Annotated in this window: 21 protein-coding genes, 2 tRNA genes and 1 pseudogene; 9 read left to right on the top strand and 15 right to left on the bottom strand. The window is 68.7% G+C overall.

Annotated features, from left to right (window positions below):
* From FRW57_RS23050 to FRW57_RS06520, 3 genes and pseudogenes are all read left to right on the top strand, one after another.
* A pseudogene (locus FRW57_RS23050) lies at positions 1–557 on the top strand (peptidoglycan-binding protein); the annotation flags it as partial.
* A gap of 33 nt (positions 558–590) precedes the next feature.
* Positions 591–929, top strand: coding sequence for a hypothetical protein (locus FRW57_RS06525; RefSeq protein WP_152185609.1), 339 nt, complete (start codon positions 591–593; stop codon positions 927–929).
* Positions 926–1,159 (top strand): hypothetical protein, encoded by a 234-nt coding sequence (locus FRW57_RS06520; RefSeq protein ID WP_152185608.1) that lies wholly within the window; start codon positions 926–928, stop codon positions 1,157–1,159. Before FRW57_RS06525 ends, FRW57_RS06520 begins: the two co-directional genes overlap by 4 nt.
* Positions 1,160–1,230: 71 nt before the next feature.
* On the opposite strand, the gene FRW57_RS23045 is transcribed toward FRW57_RS06520, so the two are convergent.
* The 9 genes from FRW57_RS23045 to FRW57_RS06490 form a co-directional block, all read right to left on the bottom strand.
* On the bottom strand, positions 1,231–1,392 hold the full coding sequence (locus FRW57_RS23045) for a hypothetical protein (RefSeq protein WP_162529290.1): 162 nt from the start codon (positions 1,390–1,392) through the stop codon (positions 1,231–1,233).
* 309 nt (positions 1,393–1,701) lie between these two features.
* Positions 1,702–2,130 (bottom strand): PIN-like domain-containing protein, encoded by a 429-nt coding sequence (locus tag FRW57_RS25010; RefSeq protein ID WP_420853235.1) that lies wholly within the window; start codon positions 2,128–2,130, stop codon positions 1,702–1,704.
* A complete protein-coding gene (locus FRW57_RS06515; protein WP_152185607.1) occupies positions 2,093–2,770 on the bottom strand; it encodes a DUF433 domain-containing protein in 678 nt (225 codons plus the stop codon). The genes FRW57_RS25010 and FRW57_RS06515 overlap by 38 nt, the downstream gene beginning before the upstream one ends.
* Positions 2,771–3,039: 269 nt before the next feature.
* A complete protein-coding gene (locus tag FRW57_RS06510; RefSeq protein WP_152185606.1) occupies positions 3,040–3,237 on the bottom strand; it encodes a hypothetical protein in 198 nt (65 codons plus the stop codon).
* A gap of 28 nt (positions 3,238–3,265) precedes the next feature.
* Positions 3,266–3,631, bottom strand: a complete 366-nt coding sequence (locus FRW57_RS06505) for a hypothetical protein (RefSeq protein ID WP_152185605.1) — start codon at positions 3,629–3,631, stop codon at positions 3,266–3,268.
* 203 nt (positions 3,632–3,834) lie between these two features.
* Entirely contained in the window at positions 3,835–4,125 is a 291-nt protein-coding gene (locus tag FRW57_RS06500) for a hypothetical protein (protein ID WP_152185604.1), read from the bottom strand.
* The gene (locus FRW57_RS06495; RefSeq protein WP_152185603.1) at positions 4,122–4,394 is read right to left on the bottom strand and encodes a hypothetical protein; all 273 of its coding nucleotides are present in this window, start codon (positions 4,392–4,394) and stop codon (positions 4,122–4,124) included. Before FRW57_RS06495 ends, FRW57_RS06500 begins: the two co-directional genes overlap by 4 nt.
* Positions 4,391–4,540: a hypothetical protein gene (locus FRW57_RS23035; protein ID WP_162529288.1), complete on the bottom strand. Its 150-nt coding sequence runs from the start codon at positions 4,538–4,540 to the stop codon at positions 4,391–4,393. Before FRW57_RS23035 ends, FRW57_RS06495 begins: the two co-directional genes overlap by 4 nt.
* Positions 4,541–4,659: 119 nt before the next feature.
* A tRNA-Arg gene (locus tag FRW57_RS06490) sits at positions 4,660–4,735 on the bottom strand.
* Positions 4,736–5,097: 362 nt separating this feature from the next.
* Here FRW57_RS06490 and FRW57_RS06485 point away from each other — a divergent pair.
* Entirely contained in the window at positions 5,098–6,960 is a 1,863-nt protein-coding gene (locus tag FRW57_RS06485; RefSeq protein ID WP_152185602.1) for a phosphoenolpyruvate carboxykinase (GTP), read from the top strand.
* Between the two features lie 107 nt (positions 6,961–7,067).
* Here the strand turns inward: FRW57_RS06485 and FRW57_RS06480 are convergent, their stop codons facing one another.
* Entirely contained in the window at positions 7,068–8,018 is a 951-nt protein-coding gene (locus FRW57_RS06480; RefSeq protein WP_137122540.1) for an EamA family transporter, read from the bottom strand.
* Between the two features lie 79 nt (positions 8,019–8,097).
* Between FRW57_RS06480 and FRW57_RS06475 the strand changes: the two genes are divergently transcribed.
* A complete protein-coding gene (locus tag FRW57_RS06475; protein ID WP_137122541.1) occupies positions 8,098–8,652 on the top strand; it encodes a CGNR zinc finger domain-containing protein in 555 nt (184 codons plus the stop codon).
* Between the two features lie 97 nt (positions 8,653–8,749).
* Here FRW57_RS06475 and FRW57_RS06470 read toward each other — a convergent pair.
* Positions 8,750–8,836 (bottom strand) — tRNA-Ser (locus FRW57_RS06470).
* 221 nt (positions 8,837–9,057) lie between these two features.
* Here FRW57_RS06470 and FRW57_RS06465 point away from each other — a divergent pair.
* The gene (locus FRW57_RS06465) at positions 9,058–10,587 is read left to right on the top strand and encodes an LCP family protein (RefSeq protein WP_162529287.1); all 1,530 of its coding nucleotides are present in this window, start codon (positions 9,058–9,060) and stop codon (positions 10,585–10,587) included.
* Positions 10,588–10,604: 17 nt separating this feature from the next.
* Here the strand turns inward: FRW57_RS06465 and FRW57_RS06460 are convergent, their stop codons facing one another.
* Entirely contained in the window at positions 10,605–12,281 is a 1,677-nt protein-coding gene (locus FRW57_RS06460) for a fatty acid--CoA ligase (protein WP_152185600.1), read from the bottom strand.
* A 116-nt stretch (positions 12,282–12,397) separates the two neighbouring features.
* On the opposite strand from FRW57_RS06460, the gene FRW57_RS06455 reads away from it, so the two are divergent.
* The 3 genes from FRW57_RS06455 (at position 12,398) to FRW57_RS06445 (ending at position 15,970) form a co-directional block, all read left to right on the top strand.
* The gene (locus FRW57_RS06455) at positions 12,398–14,296 is read left to right on the top strand and encodes a penicillin-binding transpeptidase domain-containing protein (RefSeq protein ID WP_162529286.1); all 1,899 of its coding nucleotides are present in this window, start codon (positions 12,398–12,400) and stop codon (positions 14,294–14,296) included.
* A gap of 109 nt (positions 14,297–14,405) precedes the next feature.
* Positions 14,406–14,966 (top strand): hypothetical protein, encoded by a 561-nt coding sequence (locus FRW57_RS06450; protein WP_137122545.1) that lies wholly within the window; start codon positions 14,406–14,408, stop codon positions 14,964–14,966.
* A 74-nt stretch (positions 14,967–15,040) separates the two neighbouring features.
* Positions 15,041–15,970, top strand: coding sequence for a nitrilase-related carbon-nitrogen hydrolase (locus FRW57_RS06445; protein ID WP_152185598.1), 930 nt, complete (start codon positions 15,041–15,043; stop codon positions 15,968–15,970).
* 46 nt (positions 15,971–16,016) lie between these two features.
* On the opposite strand, the gene FRW57_RS06440 is transcribed toward FRW57_RS06445, so the two are convergent.
* The 3 genes from FRW57_RS06440 to FRW57_RS06430 form a co-directional block, all read right to left on the bottom strand.
* Entirely contained in the window at positions 16,017–16,784 is a 768-nt protein-coding gene (locus FRW57_RS06440) for an SDR family NAD(P)-dependent oxidoreductase (RefSeq protein ID WP_152185597.1), read from the bottom strand.
* Positions 16,785–16,830: 46 nt separating this feature from the next.
* On the bottom strand, positions 16,831–17,697 hold the full coding sequence (locus FRW57_RS06435) for a DeoR/GlpR family DNA-binding transcription regulator (protein ID WP_152185596.1): 867 nt from the start codon (positions 17,695–17,697) through the stop codon (positions 16,831–16,833).
* Positions 17,698–17,740: 43 nt separating this feature from the next.
* A partial coding sequence (locus FRW57_RS06430) for a zinc-binding dehydrogenase (RefSeq protein ID WP_152185595.1) occupies positions 17,741–18,113 on the bottom strand: 373 nt, incomplete at its 5' end.

Genomic DNA, 18,113 nt, shown 5'->3' with positions numbered 1-18,113 from the left:
CCGGCGGCCGGGCCGTCTCCGCGGCCGACGCGGTGAAGGCGGCCGCGGCGCTCGCCGCCGGCCTGGGCAGCGCCGTCGGCAAGTCCTCCTACACGAAGCAGGTGCAGCGCAACGTCGGGACCGAACCGGACGGCATCGTGGGCCCCAAGACGAAGGCCGCGACCAAGCGCCTGCAGGCCCGGCTCAAGTTCGTCGGCCTCTACGACGGCGACCTCGACGGGATCTGGGGACCCAAGACGCAAGCCGCCTACACGGCGTTCACCGACGGCAAGCCCGGCCCGATGACGTACCGCCTGTGGCATCAGAACGCAGGCCTGCAGCCCCACCCGAAGGCCACCAAGGCACTGATCCGCAAGGTGCAGCGAGACGACTCCAGGAGCCCGTCGGTGCGCGCCAAGTACAAGCTCACCGGCGACGAGATCGACGGGATCGCTGGCCACGACACCTGGTGCATGATCCAGGACCTCATGGGCTTCACCGGCGACGACATCGACGGCCAGGACGGCCCCCAGACGTGGGAGGCGCTGCAGCGCCGCCTGCTCCGCGGCAAGTACTGACCCCCGCTCACATCCCTCGACAGGAGAACCATCATGCTCGACCGCATCAAGAAGGAGCCGGCGCTGGTCGTCGGCATCATCGTCGCCGTCCTCGGCGTGCTCGCCTCATTCGGCCTCGGCGTCACCGACACGCAGGCCGGGAAGATCATCGCACTCGCGCAGGCGCTGCTCCCGCTGCTCGGCGCCGGCATCGTCCGGTCGAAGGTCACGCCGGCCGCGCTGGTCGCGGTGCGGGACGACGAGGGTGTGTTCCACGTCAAGCGCGACCCCGCCACCGGCCAGTTCGTCTCCACCAAGCACGTCGCCGTGGACCCGGCCGGCCTCGGCAAGGTGCTCGGGAAGCCCGAGCCGGACGGCAAGGACACGCCGTGACGCTCGCCGACTGGTGGCCGCTGTGGCTCGCCCTCGTCCTCGGCGGGTTCGCGGTCCCCGAGGCGCTCGCCATCCGCGACAAGGTGCCCGGAAATACTCTGTCCGAGCGGATCCGCGCGTGGCTGCGGACCGACACCCCCGGCGGCGGCGCGTCCTGGCTCGCCGTCTGGACCGTCCTCGCAGGGATCCTCGTATGGCTGCTCGGCCACATCGCGAACTGGTGGCCATGACCGCCTGACCGACCCCGCACAGCACCGCGCCCCGTCCCTCATCGCGAGGGACGGGGCGCCTTTCGTGCGTCCTAGTACCGGACTCCTCGCATGATGCCCGCAGCAACAGCACCGGGTGCTTGCTCCGCAGCCACGGCTGCAGCGTCCTTGATGACCTGCTCGTGCCAAGCCTGGTGTTTCGCCTCGTCCGCCACGTAGGCGTGACAGATCTTGCAGACTGCTGCACCATCCATCGACCCATCCTCCTTTCGGTCGGACCGCGCGTCCGGCCGTGACGGCACCCTACGACCTGCGGGTGACAGTGCCCGGGGCCCACTATGGACAGCGGGGCACTTTCGTGCGTTCCCGGCCGATCCCCCGGCGCGCCGACAGGAGTAGCCTCTGCCGTGCGCGCGAACGCCCCGCTTACCTCACGGTGGGCGGGGCGCTTTCGTCATGTCTCCTCGCGAACCGAGCCGGCGTTCCAGTTCGGCCAGCAAGGCGCCATCGATGACTGAGGCCAGCATCTTCAGAAACGGCAGACGGCTGGATCATAGGCGCTTCTATCTCAGGTCCTTGTTCACGTGCGAGAGGTGCAGTCGCCAGAAGCATGGATCTTCACGGCGCCCTCGTTTGCGGATGGAACCGAAGTAACGGCCGAAGACCAAGCCTTTAGCGATCAGTGGGAGATCGGCCTTACCCAGAGAGAACACCCGGGTGTTGGAGCTGAGGATGGCCTGGCGTTCCGCTGGCACGCGCCACATCCTAAAGTTTTGCGTTAGGACCACCCAGCCACGGTTTCCGGCGTCTTGAAGGAAGGTCTCGTCAGCTACGGCCTCCGAGCCAGAACCGCCGTAGACGTCCGCGAGAGACATTGCCGTGACATCAGGATGTTTCCTGAACTCTCCGGCCAAGCGGTGATCCAAGCACCTGTCGATGAGGAGTGTTAGGCCGTCATGCGGCTTGCGTGAGCCAGTCGAGTTGGCGCTCAACGGACAGCACCTCGTCCGCGGTCAGTCGGTACTGCTCCTCCACCTCGTCGCGGCTGTCGCCCCCAAGCAGGCTGCCTGCCACTGCAAACACGGGCACGCGGTTTCGTCGGAAGGACATTCGCCCAGCGTTGAAATTCGGGTTGATCTCTACGCCCGGCAACTGCGGCACTTTGTAGGCAATTGGGAACTCGTCTTCCAAGAAGACCAGAGGACGCAGGTGGTCCCGAAATACTTCGACGATTGTTGTCTGCTGATCGCGAAGTCGAGTAACTGATTCCCCGTGGTATTCCTCTACATAGGCGGTCGCACCGTCGGTCACCAGCCTCTGGCTGGCCAAGGCGTGCGGCCTGTCTGCGTGATCCTTGATATATCGGGCGGCCACGGCGACCTCTGAAGGGGGAAGGAAGCTCTTCAAGGCTCTCAGGCTGGAGGCTTCCGCGAGGCCGATGAGCGGAACAGACGGCCAACCACGCCGATCCTGTGGAAACCGGGTAAACAACTGTGGACGATCGCGCCGTTGACCTGCCCATGCCTGGGCGGTGTCTATCGGCATGTCCACGAGTGTGGCGATATCTTTCACGGTGAGAATGGGTGTCGTGAATCGCGGCTCCGTGAAGTCGACGGCGGTCAGCGTCTCCATCGGTTGCCCCTCTTTCCTCGGCGTTCCCTGATCGCGTCAGTGTCGCACAGGCCACTCTCATCCCTGGGGACAGTTGATCTGCCTGATCCAACGCCGTCACACTCCCCTGCCTTGGCGCAACAGTGACGGCCGCATCCTGCCACTGCTCCGGCTCTCCGAGGCATCTCGTTGCCGAAACGAGACCTGATCAATTCGGATTCCTAGCCGCCCGCCTGCCGTCAGGAGGTGCAAGGGCACCCGGCTACCGCAAGGGGCGGGGCGTTGTTTCGTCAGTCGACCGGAGCCGCCCCGATCATGGCATAACGCCGCAGCTGCTTCCCATTGATCTCGACCGGCACCGACCCGGCCCCGTGCAGCGGATCGGGCACCCACCCGGCCACGCGCTCCTGCTCGAGCCACTCCTGCTCGGTGAGCGGGCCATCGGGATGCCAGTCGTGCAGGATGCGGCGAGGGAGCGGGGTGGCCATGGCGGCATCGTAGGACCGGGCACTGACGTCAGGGCGCCCTGACTGGCCCAACCTCGCCAGGCTTCCGCGGCAGATAGAAGAATGGGTAGCCCTCGAACTTGACCATCCCAGGGTCCGGGTCATACACCACCACTGCATCAGCGGCCTGAAGACGAGCCAACCACCGATCCAATTGCCGACTGTCCTTGGGAGCGACTTCCTCCCCGTCCATGCGGCGCGTGTAGTAGCGCAGCATCTTCGGGACGTGATAGTCCCGGTGCTCGGGCAGCAACTCCCACGGAATGAAGCGGGACCGCTTGGCCTTCCGCCAGTCCTCCCCCAAGCCGTCATCGCCATAGGTCGTCTTTATCCGCGAGATCGCGGGCTGCGTGGCCTCGATTCCCTCATCACGCAAGTGATCCACAATCCAGAGCTGCGTCCTCCCATCCCGCAGCCACTGCAGGACTCTCTGTCTCGGTATGCGCGGTGCAGGCATCTAGGGTGTCACCTCCCATCAGCAACATGCGTGTGATTATCTTCTCATCAGGGCGACGATCACGGCCACCGCCATGATGACGCACAGCCACGTCAGGATGCGCGAGTCACGCTGCTGGCGGGTCATCGCCGCCTCCACTTCTTGGCGGGCAAGGGAATCAGCAGCCCGTTGATGTTGGTCGTCACACGAACGGGCTGGTCCTCGACGCCAGCCCAAACGAACTCGTCCACACCCTCGTCCAACGCGAGCGAGAACGGGCACTCGCGCAAGTCGCGGCCACGGTCAAGGCACTCCTGCGAATGCAGGAGGTAGACCGTCCGATCCTTCGAGTCCGCCCGGGCGTAGTGGCGCCACGCGTGGCGCTTAGTCCCGACGATCCGCTCAATGTCGCAGCCGTCCACGAGGTCGCTCATCGGTCGCCCCTCACCCAGCGGCGCAGCCTGTCGGCGGGTGGCACGACAGGGTTGGGCCACGCAGGGGCCAACTGCTCAGCCGCCCATTCCAGCGACGCGGCGAACGCGGCATCGGCGATGACCGCGACAGTCTGGCAGCAATCGCGATTGTCGAGCCACTGTTCACCACAGGCGGAGCAGTACGGCACGTCGACGTCGTTTCGGTAGTCGTAGCGCTCGCCGTCGTGAACCTCCAGCACGGCCTGCACGACCGACTCCGGGGCGGTCATCGCCACCAGCTCACGAACTGCTGCTCCTCGCGCATCGCCCGCGCGAACCGCTCCCCCATCGCCTCGAAGTCCACCGGCTGACCATCCAACCGGTCCAGACGCGACAGGGCAGGGACCGGGTCGTCCGCCACGATGTGCGCGGCCACGAACCGCCGCCACCAAGACGACAGCCGACCCCGCGATTGGGTGCCAACATGGGTGCAATCCCGAGAAACCACCGGGACCCGCGAGACCACGTTTCCGCTGGTCAAACCCCCTACAGAGGTGGCGCGCCCGAAGGGATTCGAACCCCTAACCTTCTGATCCGTAGTCAGATGCTCTATCCGTTGAGCTACGGGCGCACGTCGCGCGGCCTGAGCACACGCGCCGAGGGCAGACTCTACCGGCAACCGCGGCCCGCGTGAAATCCGCGTCAGGCGACCGTCGACCCCCGCGGCAGGGACACTCCGGCACGTGCGGATTTGTTTGGAATGTGGGGTTGTCGTTCAATCCTTGCCCAAGGAGCCGGGATTCCCGACAGATCCGCTATGCTTTGTGACCTGCATCACAGGCCTTGTCTGCTCGCCCGGATGCCCGAGCCGGTCCCGACGCGTACGTTGAAGGAATCAGCGCGTTCACCATGTGGACATCCTCTCGGAGTGAGTGTCCAGGTGACGCACACCACGACCGCGCGTCGTCGCGCGAAGGGACGGCTCACATCCTCATGACGACCGACACCGCAGCAACCGGCACCCACCCGCCCGCCCCGGCCAGCGATGGCGGCACGAGCCACGCCGGACTCGCCGCATGGGTGGACCGGGTTGCCGCTCTGACGACCCCCGACCGGATCCACTGGGTGACCGGGTCGGAACAGGAGTGGACCGAGCTGACCGACCAGTTGGTGGCGGCCGGCACCTACACCAAGCTGGACGAGACGAAGAAGCCCAACAGCTTCCACTGCGCCTCTGACCCCAGCGACGTGGCCCGCGTCGAGGGCCGCACGTTCATCTGCTCGGAGCAGGAGAAGGACGCCGGCCCGACGAACAACTGGATGGCGCCGGACGAGATGAAGGCGACGCTGACGCCGCTCTTCCAGGGCTCGATGAAGGGCCGCACCATGTACGTCATCCCCTTCGTCATGGGGCACCTGGACGCCGAGGACCCCAAGTTCGGCGTCGAGGTGACGGACTCGGCATACGTCGTCACGTCCATGCGGGTGATGGCGCGCTGCGGCGCCACGGTGCTCGCGAAGATGGAGGAGATCGACGCGGACTTCGTCGAGTGCCTGCACTCGGTCGGCGAGCCCCTCGAGGAGGGGCAGGCAGACGTGCCGTGGCCGTGCAACGACACGAAGTACATCGTGCACTTCCCCGACGAACGCGCGATCTGGTCCTACGGATCCGGCTACGGCGGCAACGCGCTGCTGGGCAAGAAGTGCTACGCGCTGCGCATCGCCTCGGTCATGGCGCGCGACGAGGGCTGGCTGGCGGAGCACATGCTCATCCTCAAGCTCACCTCCCCGGAGCAGAAGACCTACTACGTCTGCGCCGCCTTCCCGAGCGCCTGCGGCAAGACCAACCTGGCCATGCTCGAACCGTCGATCTCCGGCTGGAAGGTGGAGACCCTGGGCGACGACATCGCCTGGATGCGCTTCGGGGAGGACGGCCGGCTGTATGCCGTGAATCCGGAATTCGGCTTCTTCGGCGTCGCTCCGGGCACCAATGAGAAGACCAACCCCAACGCGATGCGCACCCTGGAGAAGGGCAACTCGGTCTTCACCAACGTCGCGCTGACCGACGACGGCGACGTGTGGTGGGAAGGCATGGAGAACGAGCCGGCCCACGCAACCTCGTGGAAGGGTGAGGACTGGACCCCGGACACGGCGAAGCAGGATCCGCCGGTCCTCTCCAGCCACCCGAACAGCCGCTACTGCACGCCGATCGAGCAGTGCCCGATCCTCGCGCCCGAGTACAACGACCCGCGCGGCGTGCCGATCTCGGCGATCTTCTTCGGGGGCCGGCGCAAGACGACGATCCCGCTGGTCACCGAGTCGCGCGACTGGGTGCACGGCACGTTCATGGGCGCCACCCTGTCCTCCGAGACGACGGCGGCCGCGACCGGGAAGGTCGGTGTCGTGCGACGCGACCCGATGGCGATGCTGCCGTTCATCGGTTACAACGCGGGTGACTACCTCGCCCACTGGGTCGAGATGGGCAAGCAGCACGACGCCGCGGCGCTGCCGAAGATCTTCCACGTCAACTGGTTCCGCCGCGATGACGACGGGTCGTTCCTCTGGCCTGGCTTCGGCGAGAACTCACGGGTCCTGAAGTGGGCGATCGAGCGGATCGAGGGCACGGCCGACGCGGTCGAAACGCCGATCGGGCACGTGCCGACACCGGAGTCGCTCGACACCGACGGCCTCGACCTCACCGACCAGGCACTGGCCAAGGCCCTCGAGGTCGACCTCGAGGAGTGGAAGGACGAGATCCCGCAGATCCAGGAGTGGTTCGAGAAGTTCGGCGAGCAGCTGCCGACCCAGCTGTGGACCGAGCTCGACTCGCTCAAGGCGAGGCTGGAACAGGGCTGAGGCACCCGTCATACCCCACTGACGTCCCCGGCGGCGGTGGCGAGTCGCGTGCGCTCGGCCACGACTCGCCACCTGCCGGGGCACCACGCCACCTCAGGTCACTGCGCTCAGCTCAGCCGGCGGTCGGTGCGGACCAGGATGACGCCGACCGTCACGAGCAGGCCGCCGAGCAGCTGCACGACGGTGGGCAGCTCTGACAGCAGCAGCCACGCCCACAGCACGGCGAAGAGCACCTCCGTCAGACCGACGAAGGACGCCACCCGCGAGCCGAGCCGCTGCACGCCCAGGATGCCGGTGAGGTAGGCGGCCGCCGTCGAGACGAGCACGAGCACCAGTGCGGGCACCAGCCAGCTGGTGGGGTGGCCGAGCACGAGGGTCGGCGCGGTGGAGGCGTGCACCGGAAGCAGTCCGAGCAGTGCGACGACTCCCATCGCCACGAAGCCGACGACGCAGCCTCCTGCCGCCATCACGACGGGGTGCAGCTCGTCGCCGGCGCGGGCGGACAGCTGGTAGTAGCAGGCGAGGCAGAGCGCGGCGAACAGGCCCCAGGCCATCCCCTGCAGGTCGACCTGGACGCCGCCGAAGACGTCGATGACGAAGGTGAGGCCGACCAGCGCGACCGCGGCGCCGACCAGTGAGGCCGGCGAGGGCCGGCTCCCGGTGCGCCACCACACGAAGCCCAGCAGCAGCACCGGAGCGAGATACTCCAACAGCATGGCGACGCCGACGGACAGGGTCTGCACGGCGTTGAAGTAACCGAGTTGCACGCCGGCGATGGCGAACACGCCATACAGCGTCATGGTGGTCCAGCCCCGCCGGCTCAGCCGCGACTGCCGCCGGAGGACGAGTGCCGCCGGGATCGCGAGCGCGAGAGCGCCTCCTCCGATCCGCAGCAGCACCACCGCGAGCGGGCTCCACCCGGCCCCGAGCAGCGACTTGGCGATGGGTCCGGAGACGCCGAAGGTGGCGGCGGACGTCAGGGCCATCGCCATGCCGCCGGCGACAGGGGCGCCGAGACCCTCCCGCCCTCGCACGTCCTTCGTCACCGCCGTGGCCATCGCGCACCTCCATCCCGAAGTCATGAGTCAAAGTGATTTAGACTCGTGACAGTACGGGATCGCCATCTCAGGAGTCAACGTGCACTTTGCTCATGACACGCAGGAAGCGCTCATTGCGGCAGCGGCGCTGGTCAACACCCGGCTCGGCGGCACGGACCACCTGCGGTCCCAAGCCGACCTGGACGCCTTCATGGTGGACAACCCCTACACGGGGACTCGCTTGCGCACCGAGGCCGAACTCGCCCAGGTCAGGCACATGCGGGAGCAGCTGCGCACGGTCTGGGACACGCCGGACCGTGACGCCGCCGCCGAGGTCGTCAACGAGCTCCTGCGCCAGGTCGACGCCCGCCCCTACCTGACCAAGCACGGCGAGTACGACTGGCACGTCCACGCCACGGAGCCCGACGACCCGCTCGCGCAACGGATCGGCGCCGAGGCCGCGATGGGCTTCGTGGACCTGATCCGCGGCGACGACCTCGACCGCCTCAAGCGGTGCGCTGGCGAGGACTGCGACGCCGTGCTGGTGGACCTGTCCCGCAACCGGTCCCGGCGGTTCTGCGACACGGGCAACTGCGGCAACCGCGCACACGTGGCGGCCTACCGGGCCCGGAAGGCGCACGCGGCCACGGCCTGACTCGCCGCTCGCCGGGCGCTGCTCGCCGGTTTGCCCTCCGGGCCGATCGAACGAGAGAAGGACCCCCGGAATGCGTGGGGGTCCTTCTCTCGTTCGGCGGAGGTGGCGGGATTTGAACCCGCGAGAGGTTTTATCCTCAACCCGCTTAGCAGGCGGGCGCACTAGGCCACTATGCGACACCTCCATGCCCGGTCCGGACACGGCCTGGCCGGTCCCCACGGGCGAGCACAGGCTACCGGCGGCCGACGGGTTCGCCAAAACGGCGCGAACCTTCTGGCACCCTGAAGCGTCTTACGTGGTGGAGCACTCCCGGGGATGATGCGTCATGCTGTCACCCGGGAGTCGTCGCCTGCGCCCTGCAGCAGCGACCCGCTCCCACAACAGACGGTCGATGAGAGGTCCTGGATGTCCTACCTGCCGCGCGACGCGGACGGCGAGCCGGTCGGCACTCGTGGTGAACGCCGGCACGAGCGCCGGCACAGCACCCGCCGCTTCCTGGGCCTGACCGCGCTCGGCACCGTCATCCCCGGAGCCGGCCTGTCGTTCACCAAGCGCCGCACCACCGGGCTGGTCGTGCTGGCTGGCTTCATCGTCGGCCTCGTGGTGCTGCTGGCCAACATCGGGTCCCAGGGCCTCAAGGCCTCGGTCATCGACCTCGCGGTCACCCCTGAGCGACTCGTCTTCCTGACCGTCGCCATCATCGTCTGCGCGCTGATCTGGATCGCGTCGATCGTCCTCACCTCGCACCAGACGGAGCCCCGGGGGATCGAGCCGGCCCAGTCGTGGCTGCTGCGGGGGTTCACCCTGTTGATGTGCCTGGTGGTCCTCGTGCCATCCGTCCAGGCGGTGCGTCTGCTCAGCGTGCACCGCAGCCTGCTCAACACGGTCTTCAAGGGCAAGTCGCCCTCCGAGTCCCACGCCAATCCGCACTACGCCCGCCCGGACGTGCACAACGAGCAGGCCCCGTGGGCCAACACGCCACGGGTCAACATCCTGCTGCTCGGCTCCGACGCCGGGACCGACCGGGTCGGAATCCGCACCGACTCGATGATCATCGCCTCGGTCGACACCAAGAGCGGCAACACCGTCCTGGTCAGCGTCCCCCGCAACCTGCAGGACGTCCCCTTCCCCAAGAACAATCCGCTGCACGAGCTCTACCCCAACGGCTACGACTGCGGCAGCCAGTGCCTGATGAACGCGGTCTGGACCCTCGCCGGCGAGCACCAGAAACTCTTCCCGGGCAACGACAACCCCGGCCTGACCACCACCCAGCAGGTGCTCACCCAGGTCACCGGCCTGCCGATCGACTACACCCTCATCGTCGACCTGCACGGCTTCAGCTCGCTGGTCAACGCCATGGGCGGTGTCAACATCGACGTCAAGGAGCGGCTCCCCATCGGGGGCAAGGTGGAGAACGGCGCGATCGCTCCCGGCAGCATCAAGGGCTGGATCGAACCCGGGAAGCAGCACCTGGACGGTCACCAGGCCCTGTGGTACTCCCGCTCCCGCGCCACGACCGACGACTTCAGCCGGATGCGGCGCCAGCGTTGCATGGTCGGAGCCATCGTCGACCAGGTCAACCCGGTGACCATGGTCGAGAAGTACCCCCGCCTCGCGTCGGTGCTCAAGAAGAACCTGCAGACCGACATCTCGCAGAAGGAGCTCAAGGCCTTCGTCACCCTGGTCGAGCGGATGCAGAAGGGCACGATGAAGAGCCTGGCCTTCACCAACGACAACACCAACACGGTGCACCCCGACTTCGCCAAGATGCACCAACTGGTCCAGAAGGCGATCCACCCGCCGAAGCCGCCCAAGAAGAAGAGCAACGGCCAGGGCAAGGCTGGCTCGACACCCAAGTCGGCACCGACGTCGAGCCCGTCACCGACCAAGACGCAGAACCCGGACAGCGCCGTCGACGTCAACCAGGCCTGCTGACCACCGCGCTCGGCGACTCAGCTGGCGGGTGACCCTGACTGCACGGTGAGCTCGCCATCGGCGTAGCGGCGGCGCAGCACCTTCTTGTCGAACTTGCCGACACTTGTCTTGGGCACCTCGTCGATGAACGCCCACCGCTCCGGCACCTGCCAGTGCGCGACCTTGCCCTCGAGGTACTCCCGCAGGGTGGCGACGTCGCAGCTCTCCCCCTCGAGGAGCACGACGGTCGCGAGCGGGCGCTCACCCCACTTGTCATCGGGCACCCCCACGACCGAGGCCTCCGCGACCGCGGGGTGGCCCATCAGGATGTTCTCCAGCTCCACCGACGAGATCCACTCCCCGCCCGACTTGATGACGTCCTTGGACCGGTCGGTCAGGGTGAGGAACCCGTCCGCGGTCAGCGTGCCCACGTCACCGGTGCGCAGCCAGCCGTCGTGGAACTTGGCCGCCGCCTCCGCCCGGTCCGTGTCCGTCGCGGCGGGCCCTTCGTAGTAGCCCGCGGCGATCCACGGCCCGCGCACCTCCAACTCGCCCACGCTCTGCCCGTCCCAGGGCTGCAGTGCGCCGTCCGGCCCCACGAGCCGTCCCTCCACGAAGGGCGCCAAGCGACCCTGGGTATGCCGATAGCGCCAGTAGTCGTCGCCGGTCGCCGCCGCGGGGGCCACCGCAGCTGACCCGAGAGGTGACGTCTCCGTCATACCCCAGGCATGGGTGACCTCGATTCCGTGCCGTTCGTGCATCGCCGCCATCAGCGCAGGAGGGCAGGCCGATCCGCCGACCACGACGGAGCGCACCGTCGAGGTGTCGGTCGGGTGCTCGTCGAGGTAGCGCAGCACGTCGGTCCAGATCGTCGGCACCGCCCCGCCGCCGGTGACCTTCTCGGTCTCGATCATCCGCGCCAGCGGCTCGGCCTGCAGGAAGCGGTCGGGCAGGATGAGGGACGCCCCGGCGAGCATCGCGACATACGGCAGCCCCCAGGTGTTGGCGTGGAACATCGGCACGATGGCCAGCAACCGGTCACCCTCGCGCACGTCCATCGTGGACGGCATCGCGGCCTGCATCGCGTGCAGCACGTTCGAGCGGTGCGAGTAGGCCACGCCCTTGGGGTTGCCCGTCGTGCCGGAGGTGTAGCACATCGACGAGGCGCAGTTCTCGTCCAGCTCGGGCCACTCGAAGGTGTCCGGCTGCGCGGCGAGCAGCTCGGTCCAGTCGTGCACCGCCTCGATGTGGTCCGGCGCGCCGAGCGCCTCTCGCACCTCGTCGCTGACCGGCCCGTTCACGATGACATGGCGCAGCGTGGTCAGGTGCGGCAGCAGCCTGCCGAACGGCTCGGCCAGGGTGTTGTCGACGATGACGACCTGGTTCTCCGCGTGGTTGGTGACGTAGATGAGCTGCTCGGGGAAGAGGCGGATGTTGAGAGCGTGCAGCACCGCGCCCATCGAGGGCACGGCCAGGTAGGCGGTGAGGTGCTCCGCGTTGTTCCACATGAAGGTCGCCACCCGCTGGTCGCCGTCGATTCCGAGCCCGCGCAGCGCATGGGCCAGCTGCGCCGACATGGTGCCGATCTCGGCATACGAGGTGCGGCGGGGTCCGTCCGCGGTCCAGGTGACCGCCTCCTGGTCGGCGTGCAGCGTCGTGCCGGTGACGAGCAGGCGAGAGATGAGCAACGGAGTGGTCTGCATGGTGCTCTTCATGACGGGAGCCTGTCACGAACTCGGCCCGCACGGGAGGGGTCCGCCCAAGTCATGGGGGCGGACGTCCGAGGGATATCGAGGAGCCCGCCCTGTTCCGCATGAGGTTGGATGGGCTCATGAGTCGACGCGTTGCCCTTTCCGCGACCCTGGCCGGCGTCCTGGTCGCGGGAGGTGCTGGGGGAACCGTGCTGTGGAAGCAGCAGTCGGAGCAGGACCGCCTGGATCAGGGAGCCCGGGCGGCGGCCCAGTCCTTCGCCAGCGCCTGGTCGTCCCGGCAGCCGGACCAGGCGCGGTATGCCGGGTCGTCGCCGACGGCGGTCGAGGCCAACTTCGCGACGGCGACGGCCGCCCTGGGCAAGGCCCCTGTCAAGGTCGCCGTCCAGTCGGTCGACCGCACCGGCGACAGGGGCACCGCCGTGCTGGGCGTCTCGTGGACCCTGCAGAAGGGCGTCACCTGGAGCTACGTCGACCGGGTGCAGCTGACCCGGCAGGGCGAGCAGTGGGCGGTGCTGATCGGCGACGGTTCGCTGTGGCACCCCAAGCTGACCGCGAACGGCGCGTTCTCGGTGCAGCAGGACCCCGGCACGCGCGGTGAGGTGCTCGGCCGAGGCGGCAAGCCGATCATGGCCAACGCGAAGGTGCACGACATCGTGCTCGACCCGGTCAACGCGGACGCCTCGTCGGCCAAGGCGCTCGCGGGCGTCGTCGGGGTCTCCGAGAGCTCCCTGGTCGACAAGCTGCGCGCGGCCCACAAGGCGGGCGCCAGGGGCCCGATCCCGGTGATCACCTACCGCGAGTCCGACTACTCCTCCCGCAAGAGCCAGCTGGGCGCGATCAAGGGGGTCCTCGCGCTCTCACGCACCCAGCCGCTCGCCCCGACCAGGACCTTCGGCCAGCCGCTGCTCGGCAGCTTCGGCCCGGTCACCGCGGAGATGGTCAAGAAGGACCCCACGCGCTATCGCGCCGGAGGGTATGCCGGCACCAGCGGCCTGCAGGGCACCTACGACGCGGTCATGGCACCCACCCCGGGCTTCACGGTCACACCCGAAGGTCATCCGGACACCGTGCTGTTCGAGCGCAAGGCCAAGGACGGCGAGCCTCTCGAGCTGACCCTCGACGCGAAGACGCAGGCGGCGGCTCAGACGGCGCTCGCCGGCACCGGCTCGGTGCCCTCGGCGCTGGTGGCCGTCGACGTCCGGACCGGCAACCTGCTCGCGGTCGCCAACTCCCCTGCGTTCGGCTTCGATCGCGCGCTGACCGGCCACTACGCGCCGGGTTCGACGCTCAAGGTGGCCACGACATACTCGCTGCTCTCGCACGGGCTCAAGCCGACCACGACAGTGAACTGCCCGAAGACGACCGTCGTGAACGGCCTGGAGGTCAAGAACTACGAGGACGAGTCCTATGGCGCCGTGCCGTTCTCGACCGACTTCGCGCACTCGTGCAACACCGCCTTCGTCGCCCTCTCCGAGGGCATGGCCGACGCCGACCTGCACGAGGCTGCGGGCCAGCTCGGGATCGGCGGCGACTGGGCCGAGCACCTCGGGGTTCCGAACGCGTATGCCGGGTCGGTGCCGGTCGCCGACGGTGAGACCGACAAGGCGGCGTCGGCCTTCGGCCAGGGCCGGACGCTGGCGTCGCCGCTGTCCCTGGCAGTGATGGCCGGCTCGGTGGCGCGCGGCTCCTTCGTGCCACCCACCCTGATCACCTCACCCGCGGTGAAGGGCGCGAGGCACGACGCGACGCCGCTGGACGGCACGGTCGTCAAGCAGCTGCAAGCCCTCATGCGCGAGGTGGTGACCGACGGCACCGCACCGGTCCTCGCGAGCGTGCCCGGCGTCCCGGTCTACGCCAAGACGGGCACCGCGGAGCACGACAGCTCCGGCAAGGACCCCACCTGCTGGATCGTGGGCTGGCAGGGCGACGTCGCCTTCGCCGTGCTGGTCGAGAAGGGCGTTGACGGCGGCACCACCGCCGGACCCGTCGCCAAGGCGTTCCTCGGGAACCTGAACTGAGCGCTACGGCGAGAAGCCCCGCAGCGATGACAGCGGCACTGCCGCCAAAGAGCTGCGGCAGACCACTGTGTGCCATGATCGCGTGGTCCGCTCCGAGGCCAGGGATGTCATGAACGAACCACGCGAGCTGCCCGCCGATCGCTACGTCGACCGCCGCGACACCGAGGACGACCTCCTCGGGTCCGACACCTATGAACCGGTGCGTGCCGACGACGTCGACCCACGGTCGTTGCCCCGGCCCGAGGGTTACGCCTTGCCTCCCGAGCGACCCCGCGGCGCCGGAGCGTCGTTGATGATCGCCGGGATGTGCGTGGTGGCTGCCGTGGTCCTCTCGTGGACCTGGTGGTCGACACTCGAGCAGCCGCAGACGTGGACCTCCGGCCTGTTCCTGTGGAGCGCGGCCGCGGTGGCGCTGTTCGCCCTGGGACTGCTCTTCTGGGCGGTGGACGGCGTGCGCCTGCTTGCTCCCCTTGCGGTCCTGATCGGCATCGGCATGCTGTGGACCACCTGCAGCGACATGCTGACCACGTTTGCCGGGACGGCGAGCGGCGACCTCCCGCATGGCGTCATCACCGCGAAAACGACCGCGCTGTGGGGACTGCAGCTGTTGGCCGGCATCCTGACCATCGGCGGCGCCACCGTCGAGATCGGCGGCCCGATCCGGCGCTGACGGCGCGTCCGGGGAATTCCGCGGTTCGCAGCGCCGGGATAGGGTCGCAGTCTCCTCACCACCTGGAGGTGCCTGTGTCCACCTACGCCGTTGCCGTCGTCCAGGCCGGTTCCGAGTTGTTCGACACGCCGCGCACGATGGACAAGGCCGTCCGCCTGGTCACCGAGGCCGCCGGTCAGGGCGCGCAGCTCGTCGTGCTGCCCGAGGCCTTCATCGGTGGCTACCCCAAGGGCCTGGACTTCGGGGTCCGGATCGGGATGCGCAGCGACGCCGGACGCGATGAGTTCCGCCGCTACCACGACGGCGCCATCACCGTCCCCGGCCCGGAGACGGAGCGCCTCGGCGAGCTGGCCGGCCAGTTGTCGATCCATCTTGTCGCCGGCGTGATCGAGCGGGACGGGGGGACGCTCTACTGCACCGCCGTGTTTCTCGGCCCCGACGGCTCGCTGCTCGGCAAGCACCGAAAGCTGATGCCGACCGCGGCGGAGCGGGTGATCTGGGGCACCGGTGACGGGTCCACCATGCCCGTCTTCGCCGCCGACGAGGTGCGGTTCGGCGCCGCGATCTGCTGGGAGAACTACATGCCGCTCTACCGGACGGCGATGTATGACAAGCGGATCGACCTGTGGTGCGCACCCACCGTCGACGAGCGCGAGACGTGGCAGGCGACGATGCGCCACATCGCGCTCGAGGGCCGATGCTTCGTGTTGAGCGCGTGCCAGTACCTCACCCGCGCCAACCTCCCGACCGACGTGCACCCCGCGCAGGGCGATGACCCCGACACCGTGCTCATCGGCGGGGGCTCCGTGATCGTCGGTCCGCTCGGCGACGTCCTGGCCGGGCCGCTGCGGGGGCAGGAGGGCATCCTCCGAGCTGATCTCGACCTGGATGATCTCGCCCGCGCACGGTTCGACTTCGACGCGGTGGGGCACTACGCCCGGCCCGACGTGTTCACCCTGCACGTCAACGAGACCCGGCAGCGCGCCGTCGACACGGGCCGCTGAGCGCCCGGACCGCTCGCCCTTGCCCCCCGGCAAGCCAGGACGGCGGTCAGAACAGCGTGTAGCCGCCGTCTGCCACGAGCACCGTGCCGGTGGTGAACGAGGAAGCGTCGCTGGCAAGGTAGATCAGACTCGGCGCGATCTCCTCGGGCGTCGCATAGCGCTGCATCGGTGCGTCGAGGATCCAGCGTTGCTGGAACTCGGGCCGGTCCACGTCGGCCATCTCCGTCTTGACGTAGCCCGGCGCGAGCGCATTGACCCGTATGCCGTGCGGCGCCCACTCCGCCGCGAGGCTCTTGGTCAGCTGGTGCACCGCGGCCTTGGAGGCGTTGTAGGCCGGTTGCCACTGGGGCCGGTTGACGATCTGCGCCGAGATGCTGCCGACATTGACGATGACGCCTCCGCCACGCGGCACCATCACCCGGGCCACCGCCGTGCTCATGTGCCAGAGGGCGGTGACGTTGAGGTCGAGCACCCGGTGCCAGTCGGCGTCGGTGACCTCGAGTGCCGGCGCGTGCACGCAGACCCCGGCATTGTTGACCAGGACGTCGGGGCCACCGAGGCGGCCCGCCACCCTCTGCACGACCTGCTCGACCTGCTCGGGGTCCGTGACGTCGGCCGCGACCACCAGCGAGCGACGTCCGAGCGCCTCGACCTGCTCCGCCACCTCCTGGCAGGCGGACTCGTCGCGGGCAACCAGGGCCACGTCGGCGCCCGCTTCCGCCAGCGCCAGTGCGAACCCCTTGCCGAGGCCGCGGCTGGCGCCGGTGACCAGCGTGACCCGGTCGCGCAGGGAGAAGACGTCGAGGATGCCCATGGAAGTGCTCCGATCTCGGGGTGCTGCCCGGTGCTGGTGCGGTCGATCAGGTACGTGCTGCCGACTTGCGAGACGCCCTCGGCTCGTCGTCGCCGAGACGGTCGGTCGCAGCCGGCTCGGCGATGGGCACGAGCTGCACGGTGGCCCCCTGCCTGCGCATCAGCTCGACCTCGCGCGGATCGGCCTCCGCGTCGAGCACCACGGTGCCGGCCTCGGAGACGTCGCAGATGTGGTGCGGCCCGGTGTGTCCCAGCTTGGTGTGGTCCAGCAGCAACACGCTGTCGGCCGCCCGGCGCAGCGCCGCCTGCTTGATCGCCACCGACCCGAGCAACGGGTGGTAGCACCGGGCCTCACTCTCCGCGGGGGCACTGAAGACCGCGACGTCGAAGTGCCAGCGGTGGATCGCCTCGACGCACGCGCTGCCGAAGGTCGCGCCCAGGTCGGGGACGTAGTCGCCGCCGAGCAGGTGCATGCGCAGCATGGGGTGTCCGGCCCCACGATGCACGGCCTCGAGGTAGTTCGTGACGACGGTGACCGGGGCCGTGGCGGTCTCGCCGAGGCGACGCAGGAGTGGCAGAGCAGTGGTGGAGTCGTCGAAGAACACCGTCCGCGCGCCCTCCAGAAGTGGCAGCGCCCCGGATCCGACGGCCTCCTTGAGGCGTGCGCCGGCCCGCATCCGGAACTGCGCGCTCGTCTGCACGCGCAACGCCGACGGCGCCACCGCCCGTCCACGGTGCTTCTCGACCAAGCCGGCGTCCGCGAGGGCATCGAGGTCGCGGTGGATGGTCATCTCGCTGACCTGGCACCGTCGCGCCAGGTCGGGAATGCCCACCGCGCCCTCGTCGAGCACCACCTCGAGGATCTGGTCGCGACGCTGGTGCACCAGCGCGTCGCTGGACCGGCTCCCACGCATGCCCGGCCTCCTCACCGCCGTGTCACCGGTTCCTGCCCAGGGGTCACACCCCGCCGGGGCGCACCACCATCTTCAGGTGCCCTGCCTGCGGGTCGACGTCGAGGGTCTCGACCACGTGGTCGAGGTCGACGTGCGCGGTGACGAGCCCGTCGAGGTCGACCTGGCCCGAGGTCGCCAGAGCGATGGCCTCCGGCCAGGTGTTGGCGTAACGGAACGTGCCGGTCACCTCGATCTCGCGGTTCTGGACCAGCGACACCGGCAGGGTCACCTCGTCGGCTCCCATCCCGACGAGCACCGCCACGCCGGCCGGCCCGACGGCGCGGCATCCGCTGGCCACCGCGGAGGGTGCGCCGGAGCAGTCCACGAAGGCGTCGACGACCAGCCCCGCCGGTATGCCGTCACGCGCGTCGAGGACG

This window comes from Segeticoccus rhizosphaerae (genome assembly GCF_009192725.1).
Lineage (GTDB): Bacteria > Actinomycetota > Actinomycetes > Actinomycetales > Dermatophilaceae > Segeticoccus > Segeticoccus rhizosphaerae.
The sequence above is the reverse complement of the archived record's forward strand: the minus strand, read 5'-3'. Positions and strand labels throughout refer to the sequence as shown.